We start from the raw sequence: 15,590 nt of genomic DNA, 5'->3' as shown, positions 1-15,590 counted from the left end.
GCTAGGCGCCGCCGCCCCCCGGCGAGCGGCGCCGCCCCGCGCGCCGCCCCGCACGCCCTCCACTCCGCGTACCCGCGCCGGTACGCGCCGTACGCCGTCCGGAGGAGCGGCTCCCCCCACTGACCACGGGAAACGCTGGTGAAAGGCGCGTCGAACCCCTGGTAGAGTTATCCGTGTCGCCGCGGGGAACACCCACGACGGCAGCACACCTCGTCCGGGTGGCGGAATGGCAGACGCGCTAGCTTGAGGTGCTAGTGCCCTTTATCGGGCGTGGGGGTTCAAGTCCCCCCTCGGACACATGTGGAAGACCCCAGCTGAGCTGGGGTCTTCTTTCGTATGGGCCGGGGAGGGGCATCATGCGCGGGGGGAGCGGGTTCGACCAGCGGGCGGGGCACTGATCGAGCTCAGGGGGACGTGTCACGCACCGCGTGACGTTCACGGCTTCCGTGCCACCACCAGCCGGCAGCGCGGGCTGCCGTCCTCCCGGAATCCCAGCGGACGGACCGGCAGCAGCTCCACGCGGAAGCCGGCGTCCTCGAGGCCCGCGCGGACGTCGGCGAGGCGGAAGGTGCGGTAGTACATGACGAAGGGCGGCCGCCACAGCGCGTTGCGGACCCGCATCACCGCGTCGAAGCCCCACAGCGTCCAGTACGGGGCGGAGCCCACCCGCGGCGGGGCCGGCAGGGGGAAGGCGAAGGTGCCGCCGGGGCGCAGGGAGGCGTGGACCCCGGCGAAGAGGGTGCGCTGGTCGGCGGGCAGGAAGTGGCCGAAGGCGCCGAAGCTGACGGCCAGGTCGAAGGCCGGTGCGAAGGGGAGCGCGAGGGCGTCGGCCCGTACGAGCGTCGAGGTGGGGTGGGCGCGGCGGGCCTCGGCGAGCATGCCGGCGCTGAAGTCGACGCCCGTGATCCGTCCGGCGCACAGCGAGCGCAGCACCGCGAGCCCGGCACCGGTGCCGCAGCACACGTCCAGGCCGGAGTCGAAGGGCCCGAGCGGTTCCAGGGTCTCGGCGACGGCCGTGAGCAGGCGGTCGGAGGTGCGGAACGGGGTGGCGTCGAACTTCCTCGCGAGCAGGTCGTAGCCGTGCTCGACCGACGACAGCGCCTGCCGGGTCAGCTCGCGGAGTGTGGGGCCCTCGGGGGAGAACATGCCACGACCCTACGGCCCCGACGGCGCGCGGCGCGGGAGATCACCCCCGGAGGCCGATCACAAGAAGCCCATCACAAGAGGACGATCAGCGACGGGAGATCAGCGACGGGGGTTCGACGAACGGGAGATCACAGCGCGCTGCGCACCTGCGGCGGTACGTTCCAGGCCGGGGCGGTCCCGGTGAGCTGGCAGACCAGCAGGTAGAGCGGGATGGGCGGGGTGTACGGGGAGTCGCCGTCGGGGTGGTGGATCAGCCGGGGCCGGCGGTCGGGGATCACGGCACCGGGGGCGTAGCAGGCGGGCAGCGGCCAGGTCAGGTCGAGGTCGGAGCCGGACGGGACCAGCCACCACCACCAGTCGCTGTCGGCGTACACGCAGCCCTTCGCGGGCAGCCGGGACAGGATGCGGAAGCCGTAGCGGGCGGGCACTCCCACCGCGTCGCAGCCCAGGGTGGTCGGCAGGTCGACCGGCACGAAGAGGCGGGTCTCACCGACGGGGGCGGCGGGGGAGTGGGGGCCGGCGGGGCCGTTCTCGGGGCTTTTGCGGGCGCGCGGGGCCGGCGCGACCGCGCGGGCCCTCAGCAGCGTCGCCATGGACCTCAGCACGGCTCTCCCATGCCGTGGGCGAGCTCCGCCCACACGATCTGCGCGGTGCCGTGGCCGGTGCGGTCCGCGCCCCAGGCGCTGGCCAGGGCGTCGACCAGGATGAGTCCGCGGCCGCGCTCCTCCTCGCCGCAGTCGCGGATGCGCGGACCGGCCGGGCCGCCCTCGTCGCGTACGGCTATCCGCAACCGTTCCTCGCCCTCGCGCAGCTCGCAGACGAACCGGGCGCTCGCGGTGTGCACGACGGCGTTGGTGACCAGCTCCGAGACGACGAGCGCGACCGTCTCGCGTATGTCGGGGCCGCAGCCCCAGAGGATGAGGCGTTCCTCCGCGAGCCTGCGGGCGCGGGAGACGGATTCGGTGCGGGCGGGCAGTTCGAAGGCGAACCTGCGGTCTCCGGTGTGGGGGCGTGGGCGCTGGGTCATGACCCGAGGGCTCATGAGACCTGAGGAGTGCGCGTTACCAGAAGCCACGACCGGATCCTCACAACTGTGGGCAGGAGTGCCGTACACATCCCTCCGCGCGGGAGCGCACGACGGCATGCGTACTGGTTCACCGGAATACTCTGCTCCCGAGTCGGACACTTGGCAAGTGGCACTCTGAAAAATGCAGAGTGCTGTGTTCTCTCTGGCCGTGTTCATGGCACACTCGTCGAAACAGCGCGTCGGGGAGGTCTTCTTAAGTGAGCGAGCCGCGGTCCGCCCCCACGGTGGGACAGGTCGTCCTCGGCAGGCGTCTCCAGGATCTGCGCGAACGGGCCGGCCTCAAGCGTGAAGAGGCCGCCAGGATCCTGCGGGTCGCCCCGGCCACGATCCGGCGCATGGAGACCGCCGAGGTCGCGCTGAAGATTCCGTACGTACAGCTCCTGCTGAAGGCGTACGGCATCACGGACTCCGAGGCGGAGGGCTTCGTCGCCCTCGCGGAGGAGGCCAACCTCCCCGGCTGGTGGCAGCGGTTCCACGACGTGCTGCCCGGCTGGTTCTCCATGTACGTCAGCCTGGAGGGGGCCGCCAGCCTCATCCGGGCCTACGAGCCCCAGTTCGTCCCCGGTCTGCTGCAGACCGAGGACTACGCCCGTGCCATCCTGCGCAGCGGGGCCGTCGGCGGCGGCAACGACGCCGAGGAGATCGACCGTCATGTAGCCCTCCGCATGGAGCGCCAGTCCCTGCTCACCAGACAGGACGCGCCCAAGTTCTGGGTGATCATGGACGAGACGGTCTTCCGCCGACCGGTCGGCAACGGGCCCGAAGTGATGCGCGACCAGCTCGACCGGCTGCTCGAAGCGTCGGAGCTGCCGAACGTCACCCTGCAGATCGCGGAGTTCGCGTCCGGCCACCACCCCGGCACCTACGGACCGTTCGTCCTCTTCCGCTTCGCCATGCCCGAACTGCCGGACATGGTCTACAGCGAGTACCTGACCGGCGCCGTCTACCTCGACGCTCGCCCCGAGGTGGCCTCCCACCTCGAGGTCATGGACCGCATGGCGGCCCAGGCCGCGACTGCACAACGCACGAAGGAGATTCTCCGGAATCTCCGCAAGGAGCTGTGAATGGATCGCATATACAACGGCATGCCCGCCGCCGAGCTCGGTGCCGAGGGCTGGCACAAGCCGTGGAGCGGCGGGAACGGGGGCAACTGCGTGGAGGCCATGAAGCTGGCCGACGGCAGAGTCGCCGTGCGACAGTCCGCAGACCCTGAGGGACCAGCGCTCATCTACACCCACGGAGAGATCGCCGCATTCATCCAGGGGGCCAAATCAGGTCAGGCTGATTTCCTGCTCACCTGACCCTTCCGTCCCACCCCTCACATCGCGTAACTCTTGCCGTCAGCGCAACCTTTCGTCCCGCCGAGGAGAGCCGATGACACAGGACCCCGCATCCGTACCGAGCGGCATACGGATCGACACCAGCAAGCCGCACCCCGCGCGGATGTACGACTGGTTCCTGGGCGGCAAGGACAACTACCCCGTGGACGAGGAGATGGCCCGCCAGCTCCTCACCGTCGACGCGCGCGGCCGGGACATGGCGCGCGTCAACCGGGCCTTCATGCACCGCGCCATCCGCTGGCTCAGCGCCCACGGCGTACGCCAGTACCTGGACGTCGGCACCGGCATCCCCACCGAGCCCAACCTGCACCAGATCGCGCAGGAGGCCGCGCCGGAGTCCCGGATCGTCTACTGCGACAACGACCCCATCGTGCTCGCGCACGCCGCCGCGCTGCTGCGCTCGACCCCGGAAGGGGCCACCGAGTACATCCAGGCGGACGCGCGCGAGCCCGAGATCATCCTTGAAAGGGCCGGAAAGGTCCTTGATTTCGACCAGCCCATCGCTCTGTCGATGCTCGCGCTGCTGCACTTCGTCGGCGACGAGGACGGGGCCTACGAGCTGGTCGCCAAGATCGTCGACAAGCTCGCCCCCGGCAGCTACCTCGTCCTCTCGCACGTCACCGGCGACTTCGATCCCGAAGGCGCCGCCAAGGCCGCCGCCCTGTACAAGGCGCGCGGCCTGACCCTGCGGCCGCGCTCGCGCGACGAGCTGGCCGCGTTCTTCGACGGCCTCGACCTCGTCGAGCCCGGCGTGTCCCTCACCGCCGAGTGGCACCCCGAGCTGGGCGAGCCCGTCCCGGTCCAGGGCGACGACCCGATCCCGGGCTGGGCGGCGGTCGGGCGCAAGCGCTGACGCGACCCGTACGAACGACGCCGGAGGGCCCGCGGAATCGTCCGCGGGCCCTTCCCGTCGTGCTAGGCCCCCCTCGTGTTGGACCCCTGTCCGTCGGGCCGGGCCCCTCCCCGTTGGCCTTCCTACTCCGGCCTGACCAGCGTCACCAAAAAGCTCCTGGCCCGGCTCACGTTCCCGGCCGCGTCCACCGTCCGGTACTCCACCGTGTGCGTCCCGTAGTCGGGCGTCGCGTCGTCCCAGGGAACCGCCCGCGTCCGCCCCAGCTTGCCGTAGACGAGACCGTCGATCACCGTGCCGGACGGCGAGAAGAGGAACGGGGCCGAGGCGTCCGTCGGCCAGCCGTAGTACGTGTACCAGCCGTCGCCGTCCACCCGGAACTGGCTCACCACCGCGCCCTCCCGGTCGTCCCGCGCCGTCAGCCGCATCGTGAAGGCGCCGTCGTACACGTACTCCACCGGCCGCCCCGGTTGCCGCACCGTACGCAGCGGAGGCGACAGCTCGTACGCGGCGGAGGCGGCGAGCGCGTCCACCGTCCACCTCAACTCCGCGCCGGTGCCCGGGATGTCCGCCGTCAGGGTGTGGGTGCCGGGGGAGAGCCGCAGCGACCTCAGGTCCAGATCACGGTCGTTGCCCGGATTCGGCACCGTCTCCCCGTCGAGCCGCCAGCGCACGGCGACCGTCCCGCGCACCGGATGGGTGGTGTCCGCGTGGACCACCGACCGGGCGCCGACCGGGGCGGCCGTCGGGGTGTGCCCGGTGAAGGCCGGCGCGACCTCCTCCGCCCGGGTGGTCAGCGCGGGGTTCACCGTCCAGCTCACCGTACGGGTGAGGGCGGCGGACGCCCGCACCGCCGGGTCCCGCACGAACGGCGTCGGGTCCGTGACCTTCGCCGTCAGCGTGTGCGTACGGCCCCGGGGCAGATCCAGGGTCCGCAGGTCGACCGTGCGCGCACCCCGGGTGTCGAGGAGGCGGCCGTCCAGTCGCCATTCCACGGCGAGTTCACCGCCCACCGGGTGCAGCGTGTCCACCCACACCGTCCGATCGGCCCCGACCGGCGCCGTGTTCGGGGTGTGCGCCTCGACCAGATCCACCTTGGCCGAGATGGCCCGCACCATGACCTCGCGCTCCACCTGGTCGAAGGCGTAGCCCAGGGTCTTCATCATCGAGTGCCGGCTGGGCCGCCACACGCCCGTGGTGCTGTACAGACCGCCCTCGTGACGGCCGATCACCCCGCCCGACTCGCTCTCCTCACCCAGCCAGCGCCACCACTTGGCACGCGCCTCGCGCATCTGCCGCTCCGTCAGCAGCGTGTGGTGCGCGGAGGACGGCTCCCCGCCGGTGTACGCACCGCCCGGCACCCCGCGCCCGTAGTAGTCGTACTCGTCCTGGAGCCCGCCGAGCGAATGCCCGATCTCGTGCGGGGTGATGAGGGCGGACAGCGCGTTGCCGCCGGACGCGGTGGCGTAACTGCCGCCCGCGCCACCGTAGGTGGTGCTGTTCGCGAGCGCCACGATCTGCCGGTTCGCCGGGCTCGTACCGGGCACCAGATCGGCGTGGGCGGCGGCCCGCGCGCTGTCCACCGTGAGCAGCCGCTGCACGCTGCCCGCGTTGCAGCCGCCCCAGAAGCCCATGTTCAGAGCGGTGTCACGGGCCGGCGCGTCCAGGCCCGGATCGCAGTCCACACCCGACTCGGCGGAGGGGACCTCCACCGCCCACACGTTGATGTACGAGCGGTACGAGGCGAACGGCTCGATGCTCCACAGCATGCCGAGGTGCCGCTCCACGTGCGCCCGGAACTCGGGCATCTCCGCGGCCGTGTAACCGTCGCCCATGACGACCAGGTTGAACCGCCGGTCGGCGGGACCGGTCGTCTGGACCGGCACGACGGTCGCCCCGCCCGTCTCCGGGACGGCCGGACTGCCGGCGGCCGCGGGACCCGTGCTCACGAGTCCCGCGGCCAGCAGACAGCCCGCGACGAGCCGGGCCACTCCGCGTCGAACACCCCTACGTCGCTGTGAAGTCATGGGGCGCGAGCCTAGGCCGCGCGCCCGACGCCGTAAAGATGTTCGTCAGCCGTCCATCTCAGCGACGCAGATAGGCCAGTCCGGCGTGCTCGGCCGTGTAGCCCTCGACCAGACGGCGGGCCACCGTCACCGAGTCGACCAGCGGGTGCAGGGCGAACGCCTTCACCGCGGCCGCCCGCGAACCGCTCTCCGCCGCGGCGAGCACTTCCCGCTCCACCGCCTTCACCGCCGTCACCAGACCCACCGCGTGATACGGCAGCGGATCCACCGACACCGGATGGGCGCCGGCCGCGTCGACGAAACACGGCACCTCGATCACGGCGTCCGCGTCGAGGACCGAAAGCGTGTGGCGGTTGCGTACGTTGAGGATCAGCGTGGCCCGCTCGTTGCGCGCGATGGCCCGCATCAGCGCCAGCGCCACCTTCTCGTAACCGCCCGACTCCAGGTCCTCCTCGGCCCGTTCGCCGACCCCGGCGGCCTCCCGGTTGTGCGCCATGTAGGTCGCCTCCCGGTCCGCGAGCACCCGCTGCCAGGTGTCGAGGGGCGGGGCATCCGGCTTGCCCATCTCCTCGTAGAAACCGGCCTGTTGGTCAAGGAGATAGGCGCCCCGCGTCCGCTCGGCCTCCCGATAGGCCCGCACCGCCTCGCGGTTGAAGTAGTAGTAGTGCAGGTACTCGTTGGGGACCGCGCCGAGCGACCGCAGCCAGTCCGTGCCGAAGAGCTTCCCCTCCTCGAAGGAGCCGAGCAGGGCGTCGTCCTCGAAGAGCCGGGGGAGTATGTCATGTCCGCCGACCTTGAGCCCCCGCAGCCACCCCAGGTGGTTCAGGCCCACGTAGTCGATCCACGCCTCGTCCGGGTGCGCGCCGAGCACCCGCGCCACCCGGCGGCCGAGCCCCACCGGCGAGTCGCAGATGCCGACCACCCGGTCGCCGAGGATCCGCGACATCGCCTCGGTGACCATGCCGGCCGGGTTGGTGAAGTTGATGACCCAGGCGTCCGGCGCGAGTTCGGCGACGCGCCGGGCGATGTGCGTCACGACCGGCAGCGTCCGCAGCCCGTACGCGATACCGCCCGCGCCCACCGTCTCCTGGCCGAGCACACCCTCGGCCAGCGCGATCCGCTCGTCGGCCGCCCGGCCCGCCAGACCACCCACCCGGATGGCGGAGAAGACGAAGTCCGCGCCGCGCAGCGCCTCGTCGAGATCCGTCGTCGCGCTCACCTCCGGCGCGTCCGCCACCCCCGCGCCCTGCTCGGCGAGCACCCGGGCGATCGCCGACAGCCGCCCGGCGTCCAGGTCGTACAGGGTGACGTGGGTGACCCGCCCCTCGGCGTGGTCGCCGAGAAGGGCGCCGTACACGAGCGGCACCCGGAATCCGCCGCCTCCGAGAATCGTCAGTTTCATGCTCGTACGCTACTCGGATGCACGTACTGAGCAGCAGGATCCTGCTCCGCCCGACCGACCCCGAGCGCTCCCGCCGCTTCTACGGCGAGACGCTCGGCCTTGCGGTCTACCGTGAGTTCGGCACGGGTCCGGAGCGCGGCACCGTCTACTTCCTCGGCGGCGGCTTCTTCGAACTCTCCGGCCGCGCCGCCACCACACCGCCCGAGCCCGAACTCCGGCTCTGGCTCCAGGTGGCGGACGTCCACGCGGCCCGCGAGGAACTGCGCGGCACCGACGCGCGCGTGCTGCGCGAACCGGTCACCGAGCCCTGGGGCCTGATCGAGATGTGGCTCGCCGACCCGGACGGCGTACGGATCGCGGTGGTGGAGGTGCCGGAGGGGCATCCGCTGCGCTACCGGCCCTGACGGGGCCCATCGCGGCGAAAACCGTTGTACGTCGTCGGGCGGGCCGCCTACGGTGGCGATCATGCTGCCCTCGGTGGAGACGGACGAGGAATGGGACGCGATCGTCCCCGACGAGACGGTCATGCGCCCCGGCGCGGAAGACCTCTGCGCGCGCCTCGGCCTCGCCGGCGCGCCGCTGACCCGCTTCCCCGACGGCTCGCAGCCGGTGTACGCGGTGGGGGACCGGCACGTCCTCAAGCTCTTCCCGGGGGCCGCCGCCCCTGACGGCGTCGCCGAGGGCCGGGTCCTCGCCCATGTCGAGGGAAGGCTGCCGGTCCGCACCCCGGAGGTGCGGGCCGCCGGGGCCTACGAGAACGGCTGGCGGTACGTCCTGATGTCCCGGCTCCCCGGCGAGAACCTCGCCCAGGTCTGGGACCGCGTCCCCCGGGAGCACCGCGAACGGCTCGTCACCGAGATCGGCGAGGCACTGGCGGCGCTGCACGCCCTCGATCCCGGGCCGCTGGGCGACGTCCTCGGGCCGGGGGACTGGGGGGCCTTCGTCGACCGGCAGCGGGCGGGAGCCGTGGCCCGGCAGCGCGAGCGGGGACTGGCGCAGCCGTGGCTGGAGCAGATACCGGACTTCCTCGCCTCCGTCGCGCTGCCGCGCGCCCCGAGGCCCTGCCTGCTGCACACCGAGGTCATGCTGCAGCACTTCCTCGTGGATCCCGACGGCTGGCGGCTGACCGGCCTGTTCGACTTCGAACCCGCCATGATCGGCGACGCCGCCTACGACTTCGTGGGCGTCGGCGTCTTCGTCACCCGCGGCGACCCGGCCCTGATGGCCCGCCTCACGCGCGCGTACGGCCGTACGGCCGAGCCGTCCACCGTGCTCGCGTACACCCTGCTCCATGTGTACAGCGACCTCGCCTGGTACCTGCGCGAGCTCGGCGTCGCGGGGGAGGGCCGCCTGCACGCGCTCGCGGAGTCCTGGTTCGGGACGGAGTGACCGGAGGACCCCCGGCGGCCGTCCAAGATCGTTTGAGGGCAGAATGTCCGCATGGCGATAACCAACCTGCCGAAGACGGCAGTGCTCGAGGACGCCCCGGCGATCAGCCACACGCTGGCCCGGGCCTTCGACGACGACCCGATGATGCGCTGGTTCTTCCCCGAGGAGGCCTCTCGCGAGGCGACCCTGGGCCGCTACTTCTCCACCCTCTTCACCCGCCAGTACCTCCGGAACGGGGTGTGCGAGCGCACCGCCGCCGCCGCGGCCTTCTGGGTGCCGGCCGACGCGCAGGAGAAGGCCGTCCCCGACGCGGAGACCATCCAGGAGCTCATCGGCATCCTCGGTGACCGTGCCGGCCTGTTCAAGGAGGCCGTCGAGACGGCCGCCGCGCACACCCCGCGGGAGCCTCACTGGTCCCTGGCCCTCATCGGTGCCGACCCGGCGGCCCAGGGCACGGGCCAGGGCGCCGCCCTGCTGCGCTCGGGCCTGGCGAAGGCCGACGCGGCCGGCCAGGCCACGTACCTGGAGTCCTCCAAGGCCGCCAACCTCCCCGTCTACGAGCACTTCGGCTTCACCGTGCGCGAGGAGTTCGAGCTCCCGGGCGGCGGCCCGGTGCTGTGGGGCATGTGGCGCGACCCGCGCTGACGGGCGCCTCGGCGGGGCGGGCGGTGGCGGCGCGCGACAATGGGGCCATGTCCCGACGCAAGGCTCGCCCCGCCCGTTCCACCCGCACGTCCGCACCTTCCTCCGCATCCGCCTCCACGCCCGCGGTGACCGCCGATTCCGCCTGCCCCTGCGGGCTCGCCGCCACGTACGGCACATGCTGCGGACGCTTCCACACGGGACCCGCCACCGCGCCCACCGCCGAGCTGCTCATGCGCTCGCGCTACAGCGCCTTCGTCGTCCGCGACGAGGCCTATCTGCTGCGCACCTGGGCGCCGGAGACGCGGCCCGGCGCGGTCGACTTCGACCCCGCGATGCGGTGGGCCGGTCTGGACATCGAGGAGACCGGCGACGGCACCGCTTTCCACCAGCACGGCACCGTGACCTTCCGGGCCCGCTTCACGCACGGCGGGGTGCCGGGAGAGCTGCACGAGCGGAGCCGGTTCGCGCGGCACGAGGGGGCGTGGGTGTACGTGGACGGGGAGTTCCTGAACTGAGACCGGGAAGGTTGGATCCAATATCCGGGATCCAATATCCAGATCCGATATCCAGGATCCGATATCCCGGATCCTGGATATCGGATCCGATCACCGCACCGCCGCGCCCACCCTCTCCCGCCCCGCCTCCGGCAGCCCCTGCGCCAGGTCCTCAGCGATCAGCTTCTTCGCGATGGCATCGGTCGCCGCCCTGAGCTCCGGTCCGCTCGGCCGCCCGCTCTCCCGCTCCAGGCGGTCGCTGAGCCAGTCGCTCCACGCCTTGGCGATGACGTCGGCCTCCCGCTTCCCGGCCGGCGTGTGGGACAGCAGATTGCCGTCGCGGGTGAGGAAACCCTCGTCGACCATCCGGTCGAAGACCGGCAGCAACACCTCGGGCGGGACCCGGCGGCCGGCCGCGATCAGGCCGAGGCTGGCGTGGCCGACGAGGCGGGTGAAGAGCTCCACCTGCATCACGGCCCAGGCGCCGGCCGGGTCGAGCCGGGTGTCGGACGCGGTGACGATCCGCCGGGCGGTGTCGGAGCCCATGCGGCGGACGATCCGCCCGACCGCGAGTTCGAGCAGCTTGGCCGAGTCGCCGCTGGTCGTGGGCGAGGCGAAGCCCTCGCCCATGTCGGGCGCGGACGCGCGGACGGTGTCGCGCAGCTTCACCTGTTTGAGGAAGAACGCCACGACCAGGCCGACGGCCGCGACCGGCACGGTCCAGAGGAAGACGGTGTGCAGGGTGTCGGCGTACGCCCCGACGATCGGCGCCGCCACCTCGGCCGGCAGCCCGTGCACGCCGGCCGGGCTCTGCGCGGCCACGGCCACGGCCCCCGGGTCCACGCCGAGGTCCGCCGCGACCGCCGAGGCACCGGCGACGCCCTCCGTCAGGTTGGGCCTCAGGGAGTTGGCGTAGATGGTGCCGAAGACGGCGGTGCCGAAGGAGCTGCCGAGCGTACGGAAGAAGGTGACGCCCGAGGTGGCGGTGCCCAGGTCCGCGTAGTCGACGGTGTTCTGCACGGCGATGGTGAGGACCTGCATGCACAGCCCGATGCCGACGCCGAGCACGAACATGTACAGCGACTCCAGCCAGCTGCCGGTCCCGGGACCCATCAGGGAGAGCAGATAGAGCCCGACGCCCATCACGAGGCAGCCCGCGATGGGAAAGATCCGGTACCGGCCCGTCTTGCTGACGGCGTTGCCGCTGAAGACGGAGGCGATGAGCAGTCCGGCGACCATGGGGAGAGTGCGGATGCCGGACATCGTCGCCGAGTCCCCGTCGACGTACTGGAGGTAGGTCGGCAGGAAGATCATCGCGCCGAGCATCGCGAAGCCGACGACGAAGCTGAGCACCGAGCAGACGGTGAAGACCGGGTTGCGGAACAGCCGCATGGGCAGCATCGGTTCGGCCGCCCGGGTCTCCACCCGGCAGAAGAGCGCCAGCGCCACCAGGCCGCCGACGAAGAGCCCGATGATGACCCCGGAACCCCAGGCGTACTCGTTGCCGCCCCAACTCGTCGCGAGGATCAGGGCGCTGGAGCCGACGGCGACGAGCGCGATGCCCAGGTAGTCGATGACGGGCCGGCTCGCGGCGCGTACGGACGGGATGGCGCGGGCGGCGGCGATGACGACCAGGATCGCGAGGGGAACGTTGACGTAGAACGCCCACCGCCAGCTCAGGTGATCGGTGAACAGACCGCCGAGCAGCGGCCCGATCACGGTCGAGACACCGAACACCGCTCCGATCGCACCCTGGTACTTGCCGCGTTCGCGCAGCGGGATCACATCGGCGATCAGCGCCATCGAGGTGACCATGAGACCGCCGGCGCCGATGCCCTGGAGGCCTCGCCAGACGATCAGCAGGGTCATGTTGGTGGCGAGGCCGCACAGGAACGAGCCGGTGATGAAGACGACCGCCGAGATCTGGAAGATCACCTTGCGCCCGAACAGGTCGCCGAACTTGCCGACGAGGACGGTCGCGACCGTCTCCGCGAGCAGGTACGCGGTGACCACCCACGACATGTGGGCGCCGCCGCCGAGGTCCGAGACGATCGTCGGCAGCGCGGTGCCCACGATCGTCTGGTCGAGCGCGGCGAGGAGCACCCCGAGCATGATCGTGCCGAAGACGACGTTGCGACGGCGGCTGTCGAGCACCGGGGGCTCGGCGGCGGGAGGCGCGGGCGCTGCTTCGCTGGTGGTGGTCACGCTGGCAGCCTCACACCGGCGCCCGTGTCCCGCATGCGGAGTACGCCCGAACCGGTGCGGGGCACGGCCGGTGCCCCGAACGGCCGAGCGCCCCGAGGGTCCGTACCCGGCGCGGGGCCGGTGCCCCGAACGGCCGAGCGCCCCGAGGGTCCGTACCCGGCGCGGGGCCCGTGCCCCGAACGGCCGAGCGCCGGAGGATCAGTACCCGGGGCGGACCGGGAGCTTGGGGTGGTGCTTGGCGAGGATCTTGTTCGCCCGCGCCAGCGCGGCGAGGGCGTGCTCGCGGTCGGCCCGGTCCTCGGCGCACAGCGGCCCGCGGAAGCGGTAGACCTCGCGCGCCGCGCAGTCGGCGTCGAACTCGGCCTGGAGCACGTGCAGCGGCAGGCAGGAACCGATGAGCGCGGCGACACGGTCGGGGATCGGCACGGGGACGAGGGGCGAGGGCGAGGCGATCACGATCGGTCCTTGTGAGTCTGGCGGGCGGCGAGAGGGTTTCCCTCCTCCATACGTATCCATACGTACCGGATGGCGGTGCCGGTTCGACGACGGCTCCGTCACCGCCGGGCAACAGCGGCGCGCGGCCTTCGGCGAGGCGTACGGACGAGTGCGGGAACGCGCCCGGCGTTCCCGCAGGTGCGACGCGGTGCGCGGATCCGATCGACCGTCAGTTCCCCGAACGACACGCCGAGAAGAGCCGATCGCCACGCAAACCCGATGTGGGGCATCTCACGTCGCCGCCGGTGGGGAACGATCTCCACACGCCCCGTCGGGCAGCCGACCGGCCGGCGGGAGCGGGGCTACGAGAGGATCTCGCCGAGGTCGTACGAGACGGGCTCCTCCAGCTGCGCGTACCCGCAGGACTCCGGTGTGCGGTCCGGCCGCCAGCGCTTGAACTGGGCCGTGTGCCGGAAGCGGTCGCCCTCCATGTGGTCGTACCCCACCTCGCAGACCCGCTCGGGGCGCAGCGCCACCCAGGACAGGTCCTTCTTTCCCGTCCAGCGGCTCTGCGCGCCCGGGAGGCGGGAGGACTCGTGCGCCGCCTCGTCCGCCCAGGCCGCCCATGGGTGCCCGTCCGGCGGGTCCATGCGCAGCGGCTCCAGTTCCTCGACCAGTTCGGCGCGCCGCTTCGCGGTGAAGGCCGCGCACACGCCGACGTGCTGGAGGACGCCTCCGTCGTCGTAGAGGCCGAGCAGCAGCGAACCGACCACCGGCCCGCTCTTGTGGAGGCGGTATCCGGCCACGACCACGTCGGCCGTGCGCTCGTGCTTGATCTTGTACATCAGCCGCGCGTCCGGCCGGTAGGGCAGGTCGAGCGGCTTGGCGATCACGCCGTCGAGGCCGGCTCCCTCGTACTGTTCGAACCAGTGCTCGGCGACGGTGACGTCGGTGGTGGCCGGGGCGAGGTGGACCGGGGGCCGGACCCCGGTGAGCGCGCTCTCCAGGACGACACGCCGCTCGGCGAGCGGCGTGTCGAGGAAGGACTCGTCGCCGAGGGCGAGCAGATCGAAGGCGACGAACCGGGCGGGCGTCGTCTCCGCCAGCATCCGGACCCGGGACGCGGCCGGATGGATCCGCTCCGTGAGCCGGTCGAAATCGAGCCGGCCGTCGTGCTCGATCACGATCTCCCCGTCGATCACACAGCGCTCGGGCAGCCGGTCGGCGAACGCCTCGGCGAGCTCGGGAAAGTAGCGCATCAGCGGCTTGCCCGTGCGGCTGCCGATGAAGAGCTCGGGGCCGTCCCGGTGGACGAGGGCACGGAAGCCGTCCCACTTGGCCTCGTACTGCATGCCCGGCGGGATCTTCTTCACGGATTTCGCGAGCATCGGTTTCACGGGCGGCATCACCGGCAGGTCCATGGGGTGATTGTCCGGTATGCGCGAGTTGTCGGCGAGCCCTAGGCTGACCCGCATGGCAGGCAAGGCGGCAGCGGTGGAGCTCGAGGTCGGCGACCGGACCGTACGGGTCTCCAACCCGGAGAAGGTGTACTTCCCGGAGACGGGCTACACCAAGCTGGACATGGTGCACTACTACCTGGCCGTCGGCGAGGGCATCACCCGCGCCCTGCGGAACCGGCCGACCACCCTGGAGCGCTACCCCGACGGCGTGACAGGCGAGTCCTTCTTCCAGAAGCGCGCGCCCAAGTACCTGCCCGACTGGATCCCGACGGCCCACATCACCTTCCCCAGCGGCCGGTCGGCCGACGAGATGTGCCCCACCGAACCGGCCGCCGTCCTGTGGGCCGCCAACCTGGGGGCCGTCACCTTCCACCCCTGGCCGGTACGCCGTGACGACACCGACCACCCCGACGAACTGCGTCTGGACCTCGACCCCCAGCCCGGCACCGACTACGCCGACGCCGTCCGCGCCGCCCACGAACTCCGCGCGATCCTGGACGAGCACGGGCTGCGAGGCTGGCCCAAGACCTCGGGCGGACGCGGGCTGCACGTCTTCGTGCCGATCCTGCCGAACTGGACGTTCACCCAGGTCAGACGTGCCGCCATCGCCTGTGGCCGGGAGCTGGAGCGGCGGATGCCGGAGCGCGTGACCATCAAGTGGTGGAAGGAGGAGCGCGGGCAGCGGATCTTCCTGGACTACAACCAGACCGCCCGCGACCGCACCATCGCCTCCGCCTACTCCGTACGCCCGCACCCGCACGCCCCCGTCTCCGCGCCGCTGCGCTGGGACGAGGTCGACGACGCGGTGCCGCGGGACTTCGACATCCGCACCATGCCGGCCCGGTACGCCGAACACGGCGACGTGCACGCGGACATGGACGACGAGCGGTTCAGCCTGGAGTCCCTGCTCGAACTGGCCCGCCGGGACGAGGCGGAGCACGGTCTCGGCGACCTGCCCTATCCGCCGGAGTACCCGAAGATGCCCGGCGAGCCGAAGCGGGTGCAGCCGAGCCGCGCGAAGAAGGAGGGGAAGGAGGAGTAGGGGGCTGGTGTGGGGGCGATCGGTCCGGTCTGAAAACAACACGAACGGTCGTGCTAGCATTTTCTCGT

The 15,590-nt window shown here is 71.8% G+C and carries 16 protein-coding genes and 1 tRNA gene; 9 read left to right on the top strand and 8 right to left on the bottom strand.

Annotated features, from left to right (window positions below):
* The first annotated feature begins 212 nt into the window (after nt 1–212).
* Nucleotides 213–297, top strand: a tRNA-Leu gene (locus ABTZ91_RS09530).
* A gap of 138 nt (nt 298–435) precedes the next feature.
* Here the strand turns inward: ABTZ91_RS09530 and ABTZ91_RS09525 are convergent.
* The 3 genes from ABTZ91_RS09525 to ABTZ91_RS09515 all read right to left on the bottom strand — a co-directional run bounded on the left by ABTZ91_RS09525 (nt 436) and on the right by ABTZ91_RS09515 (nt 2,173).
* Nucleotides 436–1,146, bottom strand: a complete 711-nt coding sequence (locus tag ABTZ91_RS09525) for a methyltransferase domain-containing protein (RefSeq protein WP_352076561.1) — start codon at nt 1,144–1,146, stop codon at nt 436–438.
* Between the two features lie 128 nt (nt 1,147–1,274).
* A complete protein-coding gene (locus ABTZ91_RS09520) occupies nt 1,275–1,739 on the bottom strand; it encodes a hypothetical protein (protein ID WP_352076560.1) in 465 nt (154 codons plus the stop codon).
* Between the two features lie 5 nt (nt 1,740–1,744).
* A complete protein-coding gene (locus ABTZ91_RS09515; protein WP_352076559.1) occupies nt 1,745–2,173 on the bottom strand; it encodes an ATP-binding protein in 429 nt (142 codons plus the stop codon).
* A 257-nt stretch (nt 2,174–2,430) separates the two neighbouring features.
* Between ABTZ91_RS09515 and ABTZ91_RS09510 the strand changes: the two genes are divergently transcribed.
* From ABTZ91_RS09510 to ABTZ91_RS09500, 3 genes are all read left to right on the top strand, one after another.
* The gene (locus ABTZ91_RS09510; protein WP_352076558.1) at nt 2,431–3,297 is read left to right on the top strand and encodes a helix-turn-helix transcriptional regulator; all 867 of its coding nucleotides are present in this window, start codon (nt 2,431–2,433) and stop codon (nt 3,295–3,297) included.
* Entirely contained in the window at nt 3,298–3,534 is a 237-nt protein-coding gene (locus tag ABTZ91_RS09505) for a DUF397 domain-containing protein (RefSeq protein ID WP_015037566.1), read from the top strand.
* 73 nt (nt 3,535–3,607) lie between these two features.
* A complete protein-coding gene (locus tag ABTZ91_RS09500) occupies nt 3,608–4,426 on the top strand; it encodes an SAM-dependent methyltransferase (RefSeq protein WP_352076557.1) in 819 nt (272 codons plus the stop codon).
* Between the two features lie 122 nt (nt 4,427–4,548).
* Here the strand turns inward: ABTZ91_RS09500 and ABTZ91_RS09495 are convergent, their stop codons facing one another.
* Together ABTZ91_RS09495 and ABTZ91_RS09490 are read right to left on the bottom strand one after the other, a co-directional pair.
* Nucleotides 4,549–6,450: a M64 family metallopeptidase gene (locus ABTZ91_RS09495; protein ID WP_352076556.1), complete on the bottom strand. Its 1,902-nt coding sequence runs from the start codon at nt 6,448–6,450 to the stop codon at nt 4,549–4,551.
* Nucleotides 6,451–6,508: 58 nt separating this feature from the next.
* Entirely contained in the window at nt 6,509–7,852 is a 1,344-nt protein-coding gene (locus ABTZ91_RS09490; RefSeq protein WP_352076555.1) for a 6-phospho-beta-glucosidase, read from the bottom strand.
* A 17-nt stretch (nt 7,853–7,869) separates the two neighbouring features.
* On the opposite strand from ABTZ91_RS09490, the gene ABTZ91_RS09485 reads away from it, so the two are divergent.
* From ABTZ91_RS09485 to ABTZ91_RS09470, 4 genes are all read left to right on the top strand, one after another.
* The gene (locus ABTZ91_RS09485) at nt 7,870–8,256 is read left to right on the top strand and encodes a VOC family protein (protein ID WP_352076554.1); all 387 of its coding nucleotides are present in this window, start codon (nt 7,870–7,872) and stop codon (nt 8,254–8,256) included.
* 61 nt (nt 8,257–8,317) lie between these two features.
* On the top strand, nt 8,318–9,241 hold the full coding sequence (locus ABTZ91_RS09480) for an aminoglycoside phosphotransferase family protein (RefSeq protein ID WP_352076553.1): 924 nt from the start codon (nt 8,318–8,320) through the stop codon (nt 9,239–9,241).
* Between the two features lie 51 nt (nt 9,242–9,292).
* Nucleotides 9,293–9,886 (top strand): GNAT family N-acetyltransferase, encoded by a 594-nt coding sequence (locus ABTZ91_RS09475; RefSeq protein ID WP_352076552.1) that lies wholly within the window; start codon nt 9,293–9,295, stop codon nt 9,884–9,886.
* 47 nt (nt 9,887–9,933) lie between these two features.
* On the top strand, nt 9,934–10,401 hold the full coding sequence (locus tag ABTZ91_RS09470; RefSeq protein WP_352076551.1) for a YchJ family metal-binding protein: 468 nt from the start codon (nt 9,934–9,936) through the stop codon (nt 10,399–10,401).
* Nucleotides 10,402–10,491: 90 nt separating this feature from the next.
* On the opposite strand, the gene ABTZ91_RS09465 is transcribed toward ABTZ91_RS09470, so the two are convergent.
* The 3 genes from ABTZ91_RS09465 to ABTZ91_RS09455 form a co-directional block, all read right to left on the bottom strand.
* On the bottom strand, nt 10,492–12,585 hold the full coding sequence (locus ABTZ91_RS09465; protein WP_352076550.1) for an MDR family MFS transporter: 2,094 nt from the start codon (nt 12,583–12,585) through the stop codon (nt 10,492–10,494).
* 198 nt (nt 12,586–12,783) lie between these two features.
* Nucleotides 12,784–13,041, bottom strand: a complete 258-nt coding sequence (locus tag ABTZ91_RS09460; RefSeq protein WP_407077924.1) for a hypothetical protein — start codon at nt 13,039–13,041, stop codon at nt 12,784–12,786.
* 341 nt (nt 13,042–13,382) lie between these two features.
* Nucleotides 13,383–14,441: an ATP-dependent DNA ligase gene (locus ABTZ91_RS09455; protein ID WP_352076549.1), complete on the bottom strand. Its 1,059-nt coding sequence runs from the start codon at nt 14,439–14,441 to the stop codon at nt 13,383–13,385.
* A 52-nt stretch (nt 14,442–14,493) separates the two neighbouring features.
* On the opposite strand from ABTZ91_RS09455, the gene ligD reads away from it, so the two are divergent.
* Nucleotides 14,494–15,522, top strand: coding sequence for a non-homologous end-joining DNA ligase (ligD, locus tag ABTZ91_RS09450; RefSeq protein ID WP_352076548.1), 1,029 nt, complete (start codon nt 14,494–14,496; stop codon nt 15,520–15,522).
* Nucleotides 15,523–15,590: the final 68 nt, after the last annotated feature.

Origin of the sequence: Streptomyces sp. NPDC126499 (assembly GCF_040302485.1) — a bacterium.
Lineage (GTDB): Bacteria > Actinomycetota > Actinomycetes > Streptomycetales > Streptomycetaceae > Streptomyces.
This window is presented reverse-complemented; position numbering and strand designations above follow the sequence as displayed.

What these genes read in the sequence shown, in the direction of transcription:
- ABTZ91_RS09525 (WP_352076561.1), bottom strand. Translation starts at nt 1,146, where the DNA reads ATGTTCTCCCCCGAGGGCCCCACACTCCGCGAGCTGACCCGGCAGGCG.
- ABTZ91_RS09520 (WP_352076560.1), bottom strand. Translation starts at nt 1,739, where the DNA reads ATGGCGACGCTGCTGAGGGCCCGCGCGGTCGCGCCGGCCCCGCGCGCC.
- ABTZ91_RS09515 (WP_352076559.1), bottom strand. Translation starts at nt 2,173, where the DNA reads ATGACCCAGCGCCCACGCCCCCACACCGGAGACCGCAGGTTCGCCTTC.
- ABTZ91_RS09505 (WP_015037566.1), top strand. Translation starts at nt 3,298, where the DNA reads ATGGATCGCATATACAACGGCATGCCCGCCGCCGAGCTCGGTGCCGAG.
- ABTZ91_RS09500 (WP_352076557.1), top strand. Translation starts at nt 3,608, where the DNA reads ATGACACAGGACCCCGCATCCGTACCGAGCGGCATACGGATCGACACC.
- ABTZ91_RS09495 (WP_352076556.1), bottom strand. Translation starts at nt 6,450, where the DNA reads ATGACTTCACAGCGACGTAGGGGTGTTCGACGCGGAGTGGCCCGGCTC.
- ABTZ91_RS09490 (WP_352076555.1), bottom strand. Translation starts at nt 7,852, where the DNA reads ATGAAACTGACGATTCTCGGAGGCGGCGGATTCCGGGTGCCGCTCGTG.
- ABTZ91_RS09485 (WP_352076554.1), top strand. Translation starts at nt 7,870, where the DNA reads ATGCACGTACTGAGCAGCAGGATCCTGCTCCGCCCGACCGACCCCGAG.
- ABTZ91_RS09480 (WP_352076553.1), top strand. Translation starts at nt 8,318, where the DNA reads ATGCTGCCCTCGGTGGAGACGGACGAGGAATGGGACGCGATCGTCCCC.
- ABTZ91_RS09475 (WP_352076552.1), top strand. Translation starts at nt 9,293, where the DNA reads ATGGCGATAACCAACCTGCCGAAGACGGCAGTGCTCGAGGACGCCCCG.
- ABTZ91_RS09470 (WP_352076551.1), top strand. Translation starts at nt 9,934, where the DNA reads ATGTCCCGACGCAAGGCTCGCCCCGCCCGTTCCACCCGCACGTCCGCA.
- ABTZ91_RS09455 (WP_352076549.1), bottom strand. Translation starts at nt 14,441, where the DNA reads ATGGACCTGCCGGTGATGCCGCCCGTGAAACCGATGCTCGCGAAATCC.
- ligD (WP_352076548.1), top strand. Translation starts at nt 14,494, where the DNA reads ATGGCAGGCAAGGCGGCAGCGGTGGAGCTCGAGGTCGGCGACCGGACC.